Raw genomic sequence first — 16,131 nt, 5'->3', positions numbered from 1 at the left:
TATGTCAGAGGGAGAGGGAAGGAAAACGGCATCAGGAGTTCTATGGAGTGCAATAGAACGTTTCTCTGTGCAAGCAATCCAATTGATTTTAAGTGTCATCATAGCTCGTTTGGTTCAGCCATCGGATTATGGTTTGATTGCTATGCTTTCTATTTTTATGGCTATAGCTCAGACTTTTATTGATTGTGGCTTTTCTAATGCTTTGATACATAAACAACAACGGACGAATATTGATTATTCTACAGCTTTTTATTTTAATGTTTTAATAGGAGTTGTTGTGTATGCAATATTATATGTAAGTTCCCCTTTTATAGCCTCATTTTATAGTGAGCCAAGGCTTGAATTACTAACTAAAGTTATCAGTTTGAATTTAATAATTAATTCATTATCGATAGTTCAGATTACGAAACTAACGGTAGATATGAATTTTAAATTGCAAGCTATTATTTCTTTGGCAGCTGTTGTTGTAAGTGGTGGAGTTGGTGTTTATTTGGCTTATACAGGTTATGGGGTATGGACTTTAGTGGTTCAAACTTTGCTTAACAATATGCTAAATGTTGTTCTACTATGGTGTTGTGTCAGATGGTTTCCTTTGTTATCTTTTTCTTTGAAATCTTTTAAAGAGTTGTTTAATTTTGGTTCTAAACTATTGCTGTCAGGATTATTGGAAACTATATATACCAATCTGTATACATTGGTTATTGGTAAAAAATTCTCGGCAGACCAGGTCGGCTTTTACAATAGGGCTTTCGTCTTTTCTCAATTACCGTCATATAATATAACTTTCATTATAAATAGGGTTATTTATCCTTTATTGTGTGCTCAGCAGGAAAAACCGGAAATATTGAAGCAACATTACATACATTATTTAAGATTGACTTGCTTGCTGATATTTTCTTTAATGATTGGGTTATGCTGTTTGGCCGACCCGATTATAAATATAGTTTTAACAGATAGGTGGAGTCCTGCTGCTGTGTTATTGCAGTTGTTATGTATTGCCTATATGTGGTATCCTGTGATAAACTTCAACTATTTAGTATTGAATGCAGTAGGACGTACGGATTATGTTTTGAAATCCGAAGTTTTAAAAAAAATCAATTCTGTAGCTGTATTGCTGTTAACCATTCCATTGGGGATAAAAGCTATGTGTGCAGGAATTGCAGTAAGTTTACTTTTCAATGTTTTTGTCGGTATGTTTTTCACCTCTAAGGTTATATCTCTGTCTATGCGAGAACAGTGGAAAGAGTTGCTGCCGGTTTTAACGATTTCAGTATCAATGGGTATATTTATATATGGAGTGGGATTGCTAATAGATAATGCATATGCAAAAGTGGCGATAGAGATTCCTATAGCTGTGCTTTTTGTATTGGCAGGATTATTCATATTTAAATTTAGAGAAAGTATTATATTGGTAAATTACAGCAAAAAAATAATCTGTTATGTCAAAAGTAGAAGATAATAATTGGGTATTCGAAGAAAAGGAAGAAAAAGATTATTCCGTTGAAATTTCATCTTTTGACAGGGTAAAACCTGTCGGGGTTTCAGGATTATTAAGAATCAAGAATGACGCGGATTTTGTTGCTGAGAGTATAGATTCCTGCATTGAGGCATTGGATGAGCTGGTGATAACATATCAGGATAGCGTAGATAATACATTGGACATAATCCTTCAAAAGAAGAAACAATATCCCGATAAGATTAGAATATATTATTATAAGCCTAAAATCTTGTCTCATGAGTTATCTGATGCGGATTATGAACTTGCTACCAGCTATTCTATGGACTCAGTGCATTTGTTAGCCAATTATTATAACTATACTTTATCTAAGGCACAATATCGTTATGCAATGAAGATTGATGCAGATCAGATATACTTTACAGATAAACTCAAGGCTTTTTGTGATTTGTATCGGTGTAAGGAGAAGGTTGCTATCTCGTTGAGTGAAAATATATCATATCAATACTATTTCTTTTTGATACGTCTTTTTGCTAAGCTCCCGTTTTTGTTTAACCGTTTTGTCGCTCCGCTTTTTTTCCCTGAAAAGTTGATGACTATGGTTGAACGTTATACAAAAAAGAAGATACAAAATGATAAGGTTATATCCTCTTTTTCTGGTCTGAATATTTTCAAATCGACTCGGATAGGAGTGGCAGCGGGTACATATGATAATGGAGTACAACCACCAATCAATGGTTCTGGCGATCATTTGATTTTCCCAATATCTGGTAAGACTTATTATCAGCCTTTATATGAAAAGGATTTAAACCGAATAGTAGAGATAATGAGAAGCTCTGAAAAAATATATTGGGGAGGATTTCTTTGGTTTCATTTACACGCCATGAGAAAAAATTACCGTAAGGAAAGATACGAACTGTATTGTAAGAATATGATTGAGTTCAATGAATTATTAAACACAAATTTTCTGTCTCTTGAAAAAAAGTACGGTTTCATAATTTCCGGTTTTATGCGCCCTGTTATCTATTCATTTCTCATTGCAGATAAAAATGATTTGAAGAAATATATATCCGATTTAAAAAACAGAATATAGAGATTCTAAAAACATTAGAAACATTAATTTTAAAGTAAAGAAAATATGCGCTTTTTTATAACCAAAACTCTTTTTTATTTGAAAAAGTGTTATCTGTTTAAGATAATGCTTGAACCTTTCTTAAGTTATCACCGAAAATTAGTAATAGCTGAAGAGAAGGTAAAGTTCCTTGAAAACTCGGATGTTGTTTTTAATACAGTTATTCAGCTTCTTAAAAAGAATGGAATACATGTTTGGCTTGACTTTGGGACTTTATTGGGGGCTTATCGTGATTCTGACTTTATAAAAAATGATTTTGATATGGATTTTGGAGCATTTGGTACTGATTATGATAAAATAAAAACACTTATGCAGGAAAACGGCTTCACTTCTGTACGAGAATTTTTTATTGCAGGGCATGAATATGGGAGGGAATTGACCTATAGATATAAGGATGTCAATTTTGATTTCTTTTTTTATTATAAAAAAGATGATACAGACAATCTATATACATATACTTTCAGTTGTCCACCAAATATTTTATTGGAAAAAGGTATTGAGTTACCGGCTATTGTGGCAGAGATAAAAACGCCGTGTAAGGGATTTACTGAGATGAATTTTAAAAATACCATTGTGCAAATACCGGCAAATACAGATGAGTACTTGAAGGCTAATTATGGTGAAGGCTATATGACTCCAGATCCTAATTTTAATTATGTAACAGACTCTCCCAATCTAACTTGGTATTCTCAAGAAGAAATATCGGCTAAGTGTATAATATATAATTAAATATTCAATGGAATTATCTATTGTCATTCCTATATACAATGTAGAGGCATATATAGGCCGATGTTTGGATAGTGTTTCTAAAATTTTTGGCTTGGGTTTAGCTTGTGAGGTAATAATAGTCAATGATGGAACGCCTGATGGAAGTATGGCTATAGTAGAAGACTATGCAAAAAAATATCCTCACATAAAGATTATAAACCAAGATAATCAAGGCCTGGGTGAAGCAAGAAATGTCGGTTTACGGCACGCTTGTGGAGAATATGTTTATTTTTTGGATAGTGATGATACTATTAAAGCTGAGAATTTGGTTACTCTTTTCCGTAGTGGGTACAATTCTCTTCCAGATGTTCTTGTAGGCAATTATTCTAATATTGTAGAGGGCGAAAACAGGCATTATCTACCTGCTATAATCGAGGAGCAAAGTCGTGTTTATACCGGTGAAGATTATTTTAACCGGTATTACGTAAAATCTATCAATATTTTGGTTGTACAAGGTATTTATAAAAAGAGTTTTCTGCTGGATAATAACCTTTTTTTTACAAAAGGTATTTTTTTTGAAGATGTAAATTGGATGCCTAAAATGTTATTGCATGCTAATGCTATATATTATAAAAACATCTGTATTTATAATTACTACTTGAGGCAAGGCTCTATTATTCGTTCGGAATATACGTTGAAGAAATTTCATGATATATTGTTTATAGCGGAGGACTTGTTAAAATTGAGTAGTAAAAAACTTCGTAGGAAGACTCAAAAAAACATAGGATATTTGGCCATTGTCGGGACAAGTGTTTCGATAGGAAGAATTCTAAAAGACAATAGCCTGACTGTTTCTGACAGGAAAAGCATTGATAGAATTTTCGGATGGGATACCTGCCATTATTTTTATATTCATATATATCTGTGGTTTTATAAAGCTTTTCCTGTTTGGGTTCAAAAAGTTCTGAAATCAAAATATAGTAATTAAAAAAATATCGGTCAATACGATTGCTCTTTATAGAAAATGTTTTCATTTTTGATTTATAATATCATATTATTAAATTCTATTGCTTGTGGATATATTGCAGAATTCAGCAACAATAGGAGTCATCGCATATTGGCTCGTTGGTTATTTTTCTTTACTTTATTTGTTCCTGCTGCAATAAGATACGAGGTTGGTTATGATTATGGGAATTATTCAGAAATATACAATAATTTGGTTGATGCCTATATTGATGAACCAGGTTTTTTGTTGTTGCAAAATTCGGCCCGTTATCTTGATTTAGAGACACAATGGATTTTTATATTGACCTCTTTCGTAATGTATTTTCCTATATCTTTTTGTATTGGGAGAAAAAGCTTTTTTCTAATAAGTTCTTTTTATACTCTGTATGTATATATTGATAGTTTATCTTTTGTTCGTCAATTTTTGGCTGTAACATTCTTAATATGTGCGTTATATTATTATTTATATTCAGACAATAAACTTAAGACATATTTATACGGTATCTCATCCTTGTTATTTCATTTCTCTGCGTTATTTGCATTACTCACTTATCCTTTTAAGAAATTCAAACTAGGCAAGCCGATTTATATCTATGGACTGATATTTATTTTTTATATACTTGTTGTTAAATTTAACTTTATTAATGTGATTTTCACAGTTGCAATGCTATTGATACCCCGTTACGGAGGTTATATGAATACAGACTGGAATTCGGAGGTTGAAATAGGCAGTGGCTTGGGAGTCCTAATTCGACTGTCAATACCTTTTGTTATATTCTTTTTCAGAAAGAAACTATTGGAACAGAATCCTAAAAATCTGTATCTTATATTATTAAATTTAGTTTATGTAATTGTCAATATTCTGACTATAAAGGTACAGATCTTCGGACGTTTAAATACTTTATTCCTCTTTGTGGCTTTGTTCAATATGGCAGCTTTGTATCAGTTGGATTCGAAATATAGGAAACTGGTGGTCTTTTCATTATTTTTATTGTCTGTTTTCTTCTTTGAACGAAATATATTGAATGTGTACCCATACCAGACTATTTTCGGACAATTACTTATTCATTAAAGATTTATTAAAATGCATCCTTTTTTTTCCGTTATAATCCCTTGCTATAACTCTTCCAATTTGATGCAGCGTTGCCTTGCTTCATTGGAAAAGCAAATATTTGCAGACTTTGAGGTTATTTTTATTGACGATTGTTCCACAGACAATACTTATGATTTTTTGCGGACCTTTTGTGAACAGACCAAATTAAATACTCATTTGATACGAATGGAGAAGAATGGTGGTCCGGGTAAGGCAAGAGAAGCGGGAGTTCTTGCCGCTAAAGGAGCATACGTAACATTTATGGATAGTGACGACTGGTATGAAAAATGCTTTTTGGAGAATATTTATCAAAAGCTGTCAACAGATGATTATGATATGATTTTTTTCGACTTTTATCGGAATTATAAAAGTGGTAAAAGGAAGCATATACAGTGTACCCGCTTTTTGGATGAAGCGCGTTCCATTAAAGATTATGTAGCTATAGCTTTTGATTCTTTGTGTGCACTTGTCGTAAAATCGGACATTATAAAGAAAATCAAGTTACCCTCGTTGTATAACTCGGAGGATGCGGCAGCCGTTCCATTATTAATATCTTTATCACATAAGGTTACATATATTCCTACTCCGTTTTATAATTATCTATATCGTGAACAGTCTCTTTCCACTTCTCAAAACAAACGTATTTATCAAGGTTTTGTAGATGCTTTTACTTTCATATATGAAAATGTTTCGGTTGAGTTTGAAGAAGAAAAAACATATAGAGGTATTCATTTGGTTTTATACGGTGCTGTATTTAAGGCAATAGATGCAGGAGTAAATGAAAAAGTTGTTAAGGACATTATATGCAGTTTTGAAAGAAAAATACCTCAGTGGTATGAAAATAAATATATAAAGCTTTTACCATTAAGAAAACGTTGCTTTTTATATTTATTGAGAAAACGCCGTTTTTATATGCTACATCTGTACGTTACAATGCAAAGATTACTTTTAAATTTAAAATAACAAATACATTTATATTCTGAAAACTAATGATAACTTCCTCTATTGTTCTTTATAAGACAGCAAAAGATGAATTGAATACGGTTGTTTCCAGTGTATTGGATAGCTGTATTTCCTTTCTCTATCTGATAGATAACTCCCCTAATAGGGAACTGGAAAGTTTTGTCGCAAAATTTGATAAAAAGAGAGTTTTTTATGTCTTTAACGACCGGAATCTGGGATACGGTGCAGGGCATAACATCGCCATTCGCGAAGCTATAAGGAAAAATGCTTGTTATCATATTGTTTTAAATCCTGATATAAAGTTTAAGGCTGATGCTGTCACGAAAATTTGTGAATACATGAATCATAACCCCGATGTGGGGCAGGTTATGCCCAAAATCCTTTATTCAGACAGTAACATCCAGTATCTATGTAAGTTGTTGCCTTCTCCAATGGATTTGTTTGGGAGACGTTTTATTCCTATAAAGAAATATAAGGAGAAACGTGCTTATAAATATGAATTGCATGCTATGGGGTATGACAAAATAATGGAGATTCCGGTGCTGTCCGGATGCTTCATGTTTATGCGAGTAGATGTTTTAAAAAAGGTAGGTGGTTTTGATGAACGTTTTTTTATGTATTCTGAGGATGTTGATTTATGCCGTAGAATAGGAGAGGTGTCTAAAACAATGTTCTATCCTATGGCATCTGTGTATCATGGATATGAAAAAGGCTCTTATAAAAGTTGGAAATTATTGAAATATCATATTTGCTCTGCTATTCAATATTTTAATAAGTGGGGATGGGTATTTGATAAAAAGAGAATGCAGAGAAACAAAGAATGCCTGGATGCTTTGTCGCAAAAGAAATAGATTAGAATATCCTGGAAGACTCAGGAAAGGCTGAAATAGACTCAAAAATATTCAAGAAAGGGTCGTATCATCACTCCCCAAACGGAGTTTGATACGACCCTTTCATGTTGTTATAGCTACAATCCGTAACTTTTCGGAGCACTCATTTCAGTTTGGGCAGCCCCCCATATTCCGCCACCGCATTAAAGCAAGGGCATTCCTTCATCGGATTCAGGTCATGATGTCCCACTACCAGAATTTTCGGAAAAATCCGTTTCAGTTCGCGCAGCAGTGCCACTAACGATGCCCGTTGTGCCGGTGTGCGGGTGTCGGCGGGTGTGCCGCGGATGTCCAGGCCGCCTTCGTAGCAGATGCCTATGGAGTGCCGGTTGTGGTTTTGGCAATGGGCGCCGATTTTTTCCAGCGGGCGGCCGCGGTGAATCTCTCCGTTGCGCGTGATGTAGAAGTGGTAGCCGATGTCGCTGAAGCCGCGGCGGATGTGCTCGCGGCGGCAGTCGTCAAAGCTCAGGCGCACGCCCTGGGGCGTGGCCGAGCAGTGAATGATGGCAAGCGTGATGATTCTCATCGGCCTGTGAAGGAACTGAAACCGAATACCCCTGCCAGGGCAGTGGCTACTGCTACGATGGTTTTGAGGACAATGCCCCATACGGATTTTGATTTTGTGCTCATGTTCTTCTGGTGTTAATGTTGATAATGTTGATAATCTGTTGCTTCTGTTATCCTAACGGATTCTCCTCTTCGCCGTTGCCGCCGCCGGGGGTGCTGCCACCCGCGCCGCTGTTGTCCGGGCTGTACTTGGACGCTTCTTTCAGTTGGCCTTCCAGATTGATTTGGGCATTGCTCAGCTCACCCGTGGCACGGGCGCGGAGCTTCAGGCCCTTTACGTTGTCCGCCAGGGTGAAGGCGTCGGCAGAGGCAGCGCCTTTACGGCTGACGATGCCTACGGAGAAAATGGCGAGGTCGTCCAGTTTCACGTTCTTGCCGTCCAGGATAAGCTCTTTGGTGCAGGCTATCATGTCGGTAAGCACGCCTTTGATTAAGCCTGCCGAGTAGGGCGTGTTGTGGTTTGACATGTGCTTGGCGAGCTTCTCGGTGTCGAACGTGTCCTCAATCAGGGGACGGGCATACCATAAGCCTTTCAGGGGGTGGTTTTCACCGGTCATTTGATACTTCTTGTAACGAATCATAATCTTTAAGTTTTTGGGTTTTTAATTCTTGTTTTCAACTCTCTTTGTGATCACGTTACGAAGATACGATGCGCGGGAAGAGGGTTTGTCACTTTCGGTACGTTATGGTCTGTTGTAGGTTGTTATATACGGATATAGATGCGGAAGTGTGGAGATATTTCCGTATCTTTGCTCTGTAAGAACCAAAGAATCAGGGATTATGACGAATTTTAAAATACGCACATTCGGACGCACGGAACTTGCACAGCTTTACTGTCCGGAGTTGTGCCCGCAAGCGGCTTTCCGTAAACTGAACCAATGGATAGACCTCTATCCGAACCTGCGGGAAGAACTGCTTGCCTTAGGGCTTTCGCCAAAATCGAGGACATACACGCCCGCACAGGTAGGGCTGATTGTCGGGGCGTTGGGAGAACCGGGCGAGAACTGACCTCCCCCGGCAGCCCGACACATACCAACCGCATCTACAACAGAAAAAAACGCCTTTCATAGCCTGAATCCTCCTCTGTCCACTCAAGGATGCTTTGCGTTGCCAAAGTTCTACTCCACGTTGCTAAAGTTCTACTTTACGCAGCCAAAGTTCTACTCTGCAACGCTAAAGTTCTACTCTACGCTGCCGGAGTAGCCCCCAGGAAAACATGAAGCAACCTTTCATCCTTTTTCATCTTCAGTAACGTTACCGACCGTTTCCGGCAACATCACCTTACCTTCCATCCTTCCCACCCGAAGTCCTTTTTTATCCGAAGTCCTTTCTTACCCCAAAGACCCTCTTACCCGAAACCCCTCCCTTTTCCACTCTTCTGTTCTTTTCTCCTTTTCTCCTTCTGTTCTTTTGTTCTTCTGTCTCTACCTCCGTTCCAAATACACAATTGGTACACAACAATCACCCCCGTCGTCCGCTTCGCACACACGCACGTATAGTATATACACAGAAAACATGTCAAAACAACCACCCACAAACCTGTCACATCCCATTAGGTAGAGGTTTCCGGTACGTCCCCTTTCCGTCCACGCTCTCTATCATCCCATGCTTCACCAGGCGTTTGAGCCATGTGGATGCCGTTCCGGGTTTAATGCCCGTTGCTTCGGCCTGCAGCAGGAAGGCGGAGCGGGTAAACTCCCTTTCCATGCTTTGCAGCAGGGCGTCGCGGTCGGCGTTGCTCCGGCGGCTGATTTCGGTTCCGGGCAGGAAGGAGAGGATGTGCGTGGCGTGGCGGTAGAGGCTTTCGGTAAGCTCCAGCACGGAGTTGAAGTCGGCGGGGAGGATGGTCATGTCCCAGCGGGTGATGATGCCGTCCTTGAGGTTGTCGCCGGAGATGTCCTTGTCGGGGGTGAGGTGGGGCGAGCGGGCGATGTCGTCCGATTCGAGTACGCGGAGCATGGCCACTACCTGCATGATGCGGCAGATGTTGATGGCAAGGCGGGCTACGCTGCTCGCCATTTCGCTGCCGTTGGCAAGGTGGGAGCGGATGAAGAGGTTGGCGAAGAGGTTGTTGAACAGCTCCTTCTGTTCGGGGGTGAGGCGCAGGGTGAAGAGGCCGCCGGCGGTGATGCGTTTCAGTTGCTCGCGCCACTGCATGCCCAGGCCGGTGAATACGGTTTCGAGGTCGGTATCCTGCCGGTCGAACTGGTTCTGCCACTTGTGGATGGCGGGCATGTAGTAGAAGAGCTGGCGCGAGAACAGGCCGTTTTCGGCGGTGGGGATGAGCGGTTTCACCTGGGCGGGAGTGCCTGAGAGCAGGACGGAGAGGTAGCTGCGTTTTACTTCGCGGTATTCGCGGTCGGTGCGGCGGTTGTAGGAGAGGCGGTCGTGGTCGAAGGCCTTGCGCATGGTGTCGCTCCAGTGGCCGTGTTCCGAGCCGATGGCGGTGGAGATGGTGTCGGCTTCGCTCTCGCATATCAGGCCGATGCCTTCGGAGTCCATGATGTTCTGCAGGATGCCCGTGCCGGTGTTGTTGCCCGAGATGAGGAACATGCGGTCGGGCGGCAGTGCGGGCGGGGTGGCCTGCGAGCGTTCCTTGCCCAGCGAGTCGTAGGCGCCCTTCTCCTTGCGGTACTGCTTCATGGCTTCTGCCGTGTGCAGGCGTATCTCGTCGTGGATAGGCTCCACCAGCAGGCGGACGAGGGAGAGCACGCCCTTGCCCGAGGCAGGCAGGGCCACGATGAACGTTTGCAGGCTGGGCGATATCATCTTGCCGCCGTAGGCGCAGCGCACGTGGCTGTTCATGCTGGCGCCCAGCACGGTGACGGCGCCCAGCAGCATGATGTCCTGCTGGGCGCGGGTGGTGCCGTGGGCGGTAATTTCGTTCAGCGGTGCGGGCCAGAGCGTCCGGTTGTCGAAGCAGGGCAGCGGGGTGAGGGGTTCGCTGCCCCGGCAGGTCTCCTCGTCTGCTGCTTCGGGGTCTGCTGCTTCGGGGTAGGTTGTCCCGGGGTAGGTTGTTCCGGAGCAGGCTGTTCCGGAGTTTGCTGTTCCGGCATCGGCTGCTTCGGCGGGAAGGCTGGCTGCGGGCGCTTCCGGAAATTCTTCCGCAGGCATCTCCGCCTTATTATAATAACCGTGCGCATGCGTGTGTGAGGCGGCGGGATACGGTGCACCCGGCGTACCAAGTGTACCCGTGGGAGCGTCCTGCCGTGGCTTCTCTGCGGGGCGGGGGCGCACGTTGCACAGTTCGGCAAGGTGGAAGGCGGTGCCTATGTGGACGCTGTTGTTGTTTGTTTTCAGGGCGTTGCTGAAGAGCTTGTTTGCCGCGTGCACATCGTATTTGGCAGAGAGGCTGCACAGCATCAGGAAGTCGCTGCGTCCGGCTTCGCCGCAGTCGGTGGCTATGGCGAATGCCAGTTGTACATACTCTCTGTAGGTGGGCGCGATGTCGGCGCCCGCTGCGTGAACCGCTTCCGTGAGGCGGCGCAAATCGGATAGGATATTGGTCATGGGGTTATAAATTATGAGTTATCTGTTATGAATTATGTGCTATGAATTATCTGTTATGAGTTATGAATTATGTGTTATGAGTTATTTGTTATGAGTTACGAATTATGTGTTATGAGTTATGAATTATGTGCTATGAGTTACCTGTTATAAGTTACGAATTATGCACTATAAATTATCTGTTATGAATTATGAGTTATGAATTACTGGTTTTGTAGCGGATTATTTTCCGGCGAAAGATTATTCCGGGTAGCTATGAGCGCACCGGGGTCGTAACTCAGAAAGCAGGCCCGCACGAGGTCCTTGCCGGAAGTATCCACGCCTTTGGCGGAGTTGCGGTTACCGTCGGCATACACGCACTGCACGTAGTTCATAGCCCATCGGATACTTTCGGCGGCGTTCTGGCGCACATCCGGCAGGGCGGGGTCGGGGGTGTAGGGCACGAAGGCTTTTACGCCCTGTCCGCAGGGGCTGATGAAGACCAGCTCCGGCCTTAGAAACGGGTCTTCAAACAGTTGGCGGCGCAGCCGGGCGGCTTCGTCAGCGGAGTCGAGGTGGTCGATGTCCACCACTACAAGTCCCGATGCTTCGAGAAGGCTGTCGCTGCGCCGGCGGCCGAACGTGCCGCAGGGGGTGACGTAGGGCAGAAGCTCCTGTTTGAGGGCGCGGTAGGCGGATAGGTCGCCGCTGTCGAATGCCCGGCGCACGCGGTCGGTGAGCAGTTGCAGGCGTGTGTTGGCGGTTATCGTCCGGTACACTTCCTGCAGGGTCATGGTTTTGTAGGGCTTCAGGGTGGCAGGCTTGATGATTTGCCCTGTGCCGCCGTCCTTCACCGGCGAAATGGGGGCGAGGAACAGGGACATTTTGAATTCATTCATTTGTTTACTTGTTTTTTTGGTGCTGATTATTAATTTGTTAATTTTGCATCGCAATTCCCGAATCTTTCAGGGATACCCTTCAAAGTTCGTGATTATAAAACAGATGACCGTACACACATGTATGTACGAAACTTAATAAACCTAAATATTTCCCTTGTATTTTAAATAAAATTAATACTAAAATGAGTGTAAAAAATGAGGACGGGCAATATCCCTATCTTATGATAGGTGAAGAGCTCCGCTATCTGTTGAAGGCATCCGGCGTGTCTTTGAAAATGATTGCCGACCATGCCGGCATGAGTAATACCACCATTCAGACCCTTTTAAAAGGGGGGATGTGAAAATCAGCGTGCTCATACGCTGGTATAAGGCGATGAAAGCCATCCTGGACGATGAAGAGTTCGAATTGCTGCGGAGACGGGCGCACCGGATAGTGGATAAACTTTGACCCGCGGGCTTTTTATAAATGATTAATCGGTTGATTTTCGGAAAAGAATGCTACCTTTGTAAATAAAAGAAGTAAAGGCTATGTCTGCAAATGAATGTATGGAACAATTCTCTCCGCATCTGTTCTGGGATGTGCGCAAAGAGGATATCGACCTCGACGCACATGCGCAATATGTGATACAGAGAGTGCTGGAATATGGCTTGCTGGGCGACTGGAATCTCATTAAGTCATACTACGGATTGCCCAAAATCGTAGAGACCGCAAAGGGATTGAGGAGCTTGGAACCCCGTGCGCTGGCATACATTGCCGCTATTTCAAAAACCCCTAAAGAACAGTTCAGATGCTATACCTGGAAACAGTTGAATCCTCAACCCTGGAACTCCTGAAAAAACTGCAACGGTTGCCGGTGCTTGAGCAAACAAGGTTAGTGGGAGGCACTGCGCTCGCTTTGCAATTGGGGCATCGCAAATCTATTGATTTGGATTTTTTCGGTACGGTAGATTGTGAGGCTGAATATTTGCGGGAATCAATAGCCGGAATAGCTTCGCTGACCATTTTGAAGGAATCTCCCCATATACACATCTATATAGTAGATGGAATCAAGGTTGATATTGTAAATTATAAATACCCTTGGCTTGATGATGTTGTCCTGGAGCAGGGGCTTCGCCTGGCGAGTGTAAGCGATATTGCAGCTATGAAGATTACTGCAATCATAGGCAGGGGTACAAAGAAAGATTTTATAGATATCGCTTTCTTGCTGCATCACTTTTCATTAGAGGAAATCCTGCATTTCTATGCAGCCAAATACAACGACTCCTCTGTTTTCATGGCAATGAAAAGCTTGGCCTATTTTGACGATGCAGAGGCAGACCCTATGCCGGATATGTTTGTAAATCAGTCATGGCAACAGGTAAAAGCGTATATACTCTCGAAGATTTCCTGAAATTTTTCCCTTTCTACAGGAAAATCTTATTAACTTTGCGGGTCACTTTTGGAAACAATAAAAAAATAATGATATGAATATCTCTTATAACTGGTTGAAAGAGTATGTGGATTTCGACCTGACACCGGATGAAGTAGCCGCCGCGCTCACTTCCATAGGACTGGAAACGGGAAGCGTGGAAGAAGTGCAAACCGTTAAAGGCGGACTGGAAGGCCTGGTCATCGGCGAAGTGCTGACGTGCGAGCCCCATCCCAACTCGGACCACATGCACATCACTACCGTAAACCTGGGACAGGGAGAACCTGTGCAGATAGTATGCGGCGCAGCCAACGTGGCAGCCGGACAGAAAGTGGTGGTGGCCACTTTGGGTACAAAACTTTATGACGGTGATGAATGCTTCACAATCAAGAAATCCAAACTCCGCGGCGTAGAGTCCAACGGCATGATTTGTGCCGAAGACGAAATAGGCATCGGCACAGACCATGCGGGCATCATCGTACTGCCCGAAACAGCAGTGCCGGGCACGCTTGCCAAGGACTATTACAACATCAAGAGCGACTACGTGCTGGAGGTGGACATCACGCCCAACCGCGCCGATGCCTGCTCGCACTACGGCGTGGCGCGCGACCTGTACGCCTACCTGGTGCAGAACGGCAAGCCCGCCGCCTTGAAGAAACCCTCTGTGGAGACTTTTGCCGTCGATAACCACGACCTCGACATCCGGGTGACGGTAGAGAACAGCGAAGCCTGCCCGCACTATGCCGGCGTCACCGTGAAAGGCGTCACCGTAAAGGAAAGCCCCGAATGGTTGCAGAACAAGCTCCGCATCATCGGCCTGCGCCCTATTAATAATGTGGTGGACATCACGAACTACATCGTCCACGCATTCGGCCAGCCGCTCCACTGCTTCGATGCGGACAAGATTAAAGGCGGCGAGGTCATTGTAAAGACCCTGCCCGAAGGCACTCCCTTCACCACCCTGGACGGCGTGGAACGCAAGCTCAACGGACGCGACCTGATGATTTGCAACCGGGAAGAGCCCATGTGCATCGCCGGAGTGTTCGGCGGACTGGATTCAGGCTCTACCGAAACCACGAAGGACGTCTTCCTCGAAAGCGCTTATTTTCACCCCACCTGGGTGCGTAAGACCGCCCGCCGCCACGGCCTGAACACGGATGCTTCCTTCCGCTTTGAAAGAGGCGTCGACCCCAACGCCACCCTTTACTGCCTGAAACTGGCGGCACTGATGGTGAAGGAACTTGCCGGCGGCACCATCTCTTCCGACATCAAGGATGTATGCGCCGCTCCCGCCCGCGACTTCCGGGTGGAACTCTCTTACGGGAAGGTACACGCGCTGATAGGCAAGGAGATTCCGGCAGAGACGATAAAAAGCATCGTGACGAGCCTGGAGATGAAGATTGTAGGCGAAACGGCAGAGGGCCTGACGCTCGACGTGCCGCCATACCGCGTGGATGTGCAGCGCGACTGCGATGTGATAGAGGACATCCTCCGTATTTACGGATATAATAATGTGGAGATTCCCACAGCCTTGAAGTCCAGCCTGACAACGAAGGGCGAGTGCGACAAGTCCAACCGTCTGCAGAACCTGGTTGCCGAGCAACTGGTGGGCTGCGGTTTCAACGAAATCCTGAACAACTCGCTGACACGCGCCGCCTATTACGACGGACTGGAATCTTATCCCGCCAAGAACCTCGTGATGCTGATGAACCCGCTCAGCGCCGATCTGAACGCCATGCGCCAGACACTGCTTTTCGGCGGACTGGAGAGCATCGCGCACAATGCCAACCGCAAGAATGCCGATTTGAAATTCTTTGAATTCGGCAACTGCTATTACTTCAACGAAGAGAAGCGTAACCCCGAAAAGGCGCTCGCTCCTTATTCCGAAGACTATCACCTGGGCCTGTGGATTACCGGCAAGAGAGTGTCCAACTCATGGGCGCATCAGGACGAGGACAGTTCGGTGTACGAGCTGAAAGCGTATGTAGAAAACATATTTGCCCGTCTGGGCTTGCAGATGCACGACCTGGTAGTGGGCAACCTTACGGACGATATTTACGCCGCTGCCCTGTCCGTGCAGACAAAGGGGGGCAAGCGCCTTGCCACGTTCGGCGTGGTGACGAGGAAGCTCCTGAAAGCGTTCGACATCGACAACGAGGTGTACTATGCCGACCTGAACTGGAAAGAGCTGATGAAGGCCATCAGGAACGTGAAGGTAAACTATACCGAAATCTCCAAATTCCCGGCCGTGAAGCGCGACCTCGCTTTGCTGATTGACAAGAAGGTGCAGTTTGCCGAAATCGAAAAGATTGCCTACGAAACGGAGAAGAAGCTGCTGAAAGAAGTCTCCCTCTTCGACGTCTATGAAGGCAAGAACCTGGAAGCCGGCAAGAAATCGTATGCCGTAAGTTTCCTGTTGCAGGACGAGAATGCCACACTGAACGACAAGCAGATTGACAAAGTGATGCAGAAACTGATTGCCAACCTGCAGAACCGACTGGGAGCCGTGTTGCGGTAAAAACA

General features: G+C 44.1%; 17 protein-coding genes. 12 read left to right on the top strand and 5 right to left on the bottom strand.

The window, feature by feature from the left end; all coding sequences use genetic code 11:
• The first annotated feature begins 1 nt into the window (after position 1).
• The 7 genes from NQ565_RS12710 (at position 2) to NQ565_RS12680 (ending at position 7,208) form a co-directional block, all read left to right on the top strand.
• Positions 2–1,459: a lipopolysaccharide biosynthesis protein gene (locus NQ565_RS12710; RefSeq protein ID WP_005653699.1), complete on the top strand. Its 1,458-nt coding sequence runs from the start codon at positions 2–4 to the stop codon at positions 1,457–1,459.
• On the top strand, positions 1,440–2,549 hold the full coding sequence (locus NQ565_RS12705) for a hypothetical protein (RefSeq protein WP_005653701.1): 1,110 nt from the start codon (positions 1,440–1,442) through the stop codon (positions 2,547–2,549). The genes NQ565_RS12710 and NQ565_RS12705 overlap by 20 nt, the downstream gene beginning before the upstream one ends.
• Before the next feature lie 105 nt (positions 2,550–2,654).
• Positions 2,655–3,317: a LicD family protein gene (locus NQ565_RS12700; RefSeq protein WP_229100927.1), complete on the top strand. Its 663-nt coding sequence runs from the start codon at positions 2,655–2,657 to the stop codon at positions 3,315–3,317.
• Positions 3,318–3,324: 7 nt separating this feature from the next.
• The gene (locus NQ565_RS12695; RefSeq protein ID WP_005653706.1) at positions 3,325–4,284 is read left to right on the top strand and encodes a glycosyltransferase; all 960 of its coding nucleotides are present in this window, start codon (positions 3,325–3,327) and stop codon (positions 4,282–4,284) included.
• A gap of 36 nt (positions 4,285–4,320) precedes the next feature.
• Positions 4,321–5,373, top strand: a complete 1,053-nt coding sequence (locus tag NQ565_RS12690; protein ID WP_005653708.1) for an EpsG family protein — start codon at positions 4,321–4,323, stop codon at positions 5,371–5,373.
• A 12-nt stretch (positions 5,374–5,385) separates the two neighbouring features.
• Positions 5,386–6,357 (top strand): glycosyltransferase family 2 protein, encoded by a 972-nt coding sequence (locus tag NQ565_RS12685; RefSeq protein ID WP_040315604.1) that lies wholly within the window; start codon positions 5,386–5,388, stop codon positions 6,355–6,357.
• Between the two features lie 26 nt (positions 6,358–6,383).
• Positions 6,384–7,208, top strand: a complete 825-nt coding sequence (locus NQ565_RS12680) for a glycosyltransferase family 2 protein (protein ID WP_005653712.1) — start codon at positions 6,384–6,386, stop codon at positions 7,206–7,208.
• Positions 7,209–7,350: 142 nt separating this feature from the next.
• Here the strand turns inward: NQ565_RS12680 and NQ565_RS12675 are convergent, their stop codons facing one another.
• The 3 genes from NQ565_RS12675 to NQ565_RS12665 are packed head-to-tail and all read right to left on the bottom strand — an operon-like array spanning position 7,351 to position 8,395.
• A complete protein-coding gene (locus tag NQ565_RS12675; RefSeq protein WP_005653714.1) occupies positions 7,351–7,773 on the bottom strand; it encodes an N-acetylmuramoyl-L-alanine amidase in 423 nt (140 codons plus the stop codon).
• Positions 7,770–7,877, bottom strand: a complete 108-nt coding sequence (locus NQ565_RS12670; RefSeq protein ID WP_151871404.1) for a smalltalk protein — start codon at positions 7,875–7,877, stop codon at positions 7,770–7,772. The genes NQ565_RS12675 and NQ565_RS12670 overlap by 4 nt, the downstream gene beginning before the upstream one ends.
• A 47-nt stretch (positions 7,878–7,924) precedes the next feature.
• Entirely contained in the window at positions 7,925–8,395 is a 471-nt protein-coding gene (locus tag NQ565_RS12665) for an HU family DNA-binding protein (protein WP_005653717.1), read from the bottom strand.
• Positions 8,396–8,594: 199 nt separating this feature from the next.
• Between NQ565_RS12665 and NQ565_RS12660 the strand changes: the two genes are divergently transcribed.
• The gene (locus NQ565_RS12660) at positions 8,595–8,822 is read left to right on the top strand and encodes a DUF4248 domain-containing protein (RefSeq protein ID WP_005653719.1); all 228 of its coding nucleotides are present in this window, start codon (positions 8,595–8,597) and stop codon (positions 8,820–8,822) included.
• 534 nt (positions 8,823–9,356) lie between these two features.
• On the opposite strand, the gene NQ565_RS12655 is transcribed toward NQ565_RS12660, so the two are convergent.
• Both NQ565_RS12655 and NQ565_RS12650 read right to left on the bottom strand, forming a co-directional pair.
• The gene (locus tag NQ565_RS12655; RefSeq protein ID WP_005653723.1) at positions 9,357–11,324 is read right to left on the bottom strand and encodes a DUF3987 domain-containing protein; all 1,968 of its coding nucleotides are present in this window, start codon (positions 11,322–11,324) and stop codon (positions 9,357–9,359) included.
• A gap of 200 nt (positions 11,325–11,524) precedes the next feature.
• Positions 11,525–12,199, bottom strand: a complete 675-nt coding sequence (locus NQ565_RS12650) for a BT4734/BF3469 family protein (protein ID WP_005653729.1) — start codon at positions 12,197–12,199, stop codon at positions 11,525–11,527.
• A 182-nt stretch (positions 12,200–12,381) separates the two neighbouring features.
• Between NQ565_RS12650 and NQ565_RS12645 the strand changes: the two genes are divergently transcribed.
• The 4 genes from NQ565_RS12645 to pheT all read left to right on the top strand — a co-directional run bounded on the left by NQ565_RS12645 (position 12,382) and on the right by pheT (position 16,126).
• Positions 12,382–12,540 (top strand): helix-turn-helix domain-containing protein, encoded by a 159-nt coding sequence (locus NQ565_RS12645; RefSeq protein WP_005653730.1) that lies wholly within the window; start codon positions 12,382–12,384, stop codon positions 12,538–12,540.
• A gap of 187 nt (positions 12,541–12,727) precedes the next feature.
• A complete protein-coding gene (locus NQ565_RS12640; RefSeq protein WP_016662903.1) occupies positions 12,728–13,033 on the top strand; it encodes a DUF6922 domain-containing protein in 306 nt (101 codons plus the stop codon).
• Positions 12,988–13,590 (top strand): nucleotidyl transferase AbiEii/AbiGii toxin family protein, encoded by a 603-nt coding sequence (locus NQ565_RS12635; RefSeq protein ID WP_040315605.1) that lies wholly within the window; start codon positions 12,988–12,990, stop codon positions 13,588–13,590. Before NQ565_RS12640 ends, NQ565_RS12635 begins: the two co-directional genes overlap by 46 nt.
• A gap of 73 nt (positions 13,591–13,663) precedes the next feature.
• The gene (gene pheT / locus NQ565_RS12630; RefSeq protein WP_005653735.1) at positions 13,664–16,126 is read left to right on the top strand and encodes a phenylalanine--tRNA ligase subunit beta; all 2,463 of its coding nucleotides are present in this window, start codon (positions 13,664–13,666) and stop codon (positions 16,124–16,126) included.
• The last annotated feature ends 5 nt before the right edge of the window (positions 16,127–16,131 follow it).

Origin of the sequence: Bacteroides stercoris ATCC 43183 (genome assembly GCF_025147325.1) — a bacterium.
GTDB classification, from domain to species: Bacteria; Bacteroidota; Bacteroidia; order Bacteroidales; family Bacteroidaceae; genus Bacteroides; species Bacteroides stercoris.
This window is presented reverse-complemented; position numbering and strand designations above follow the sequence as displayed.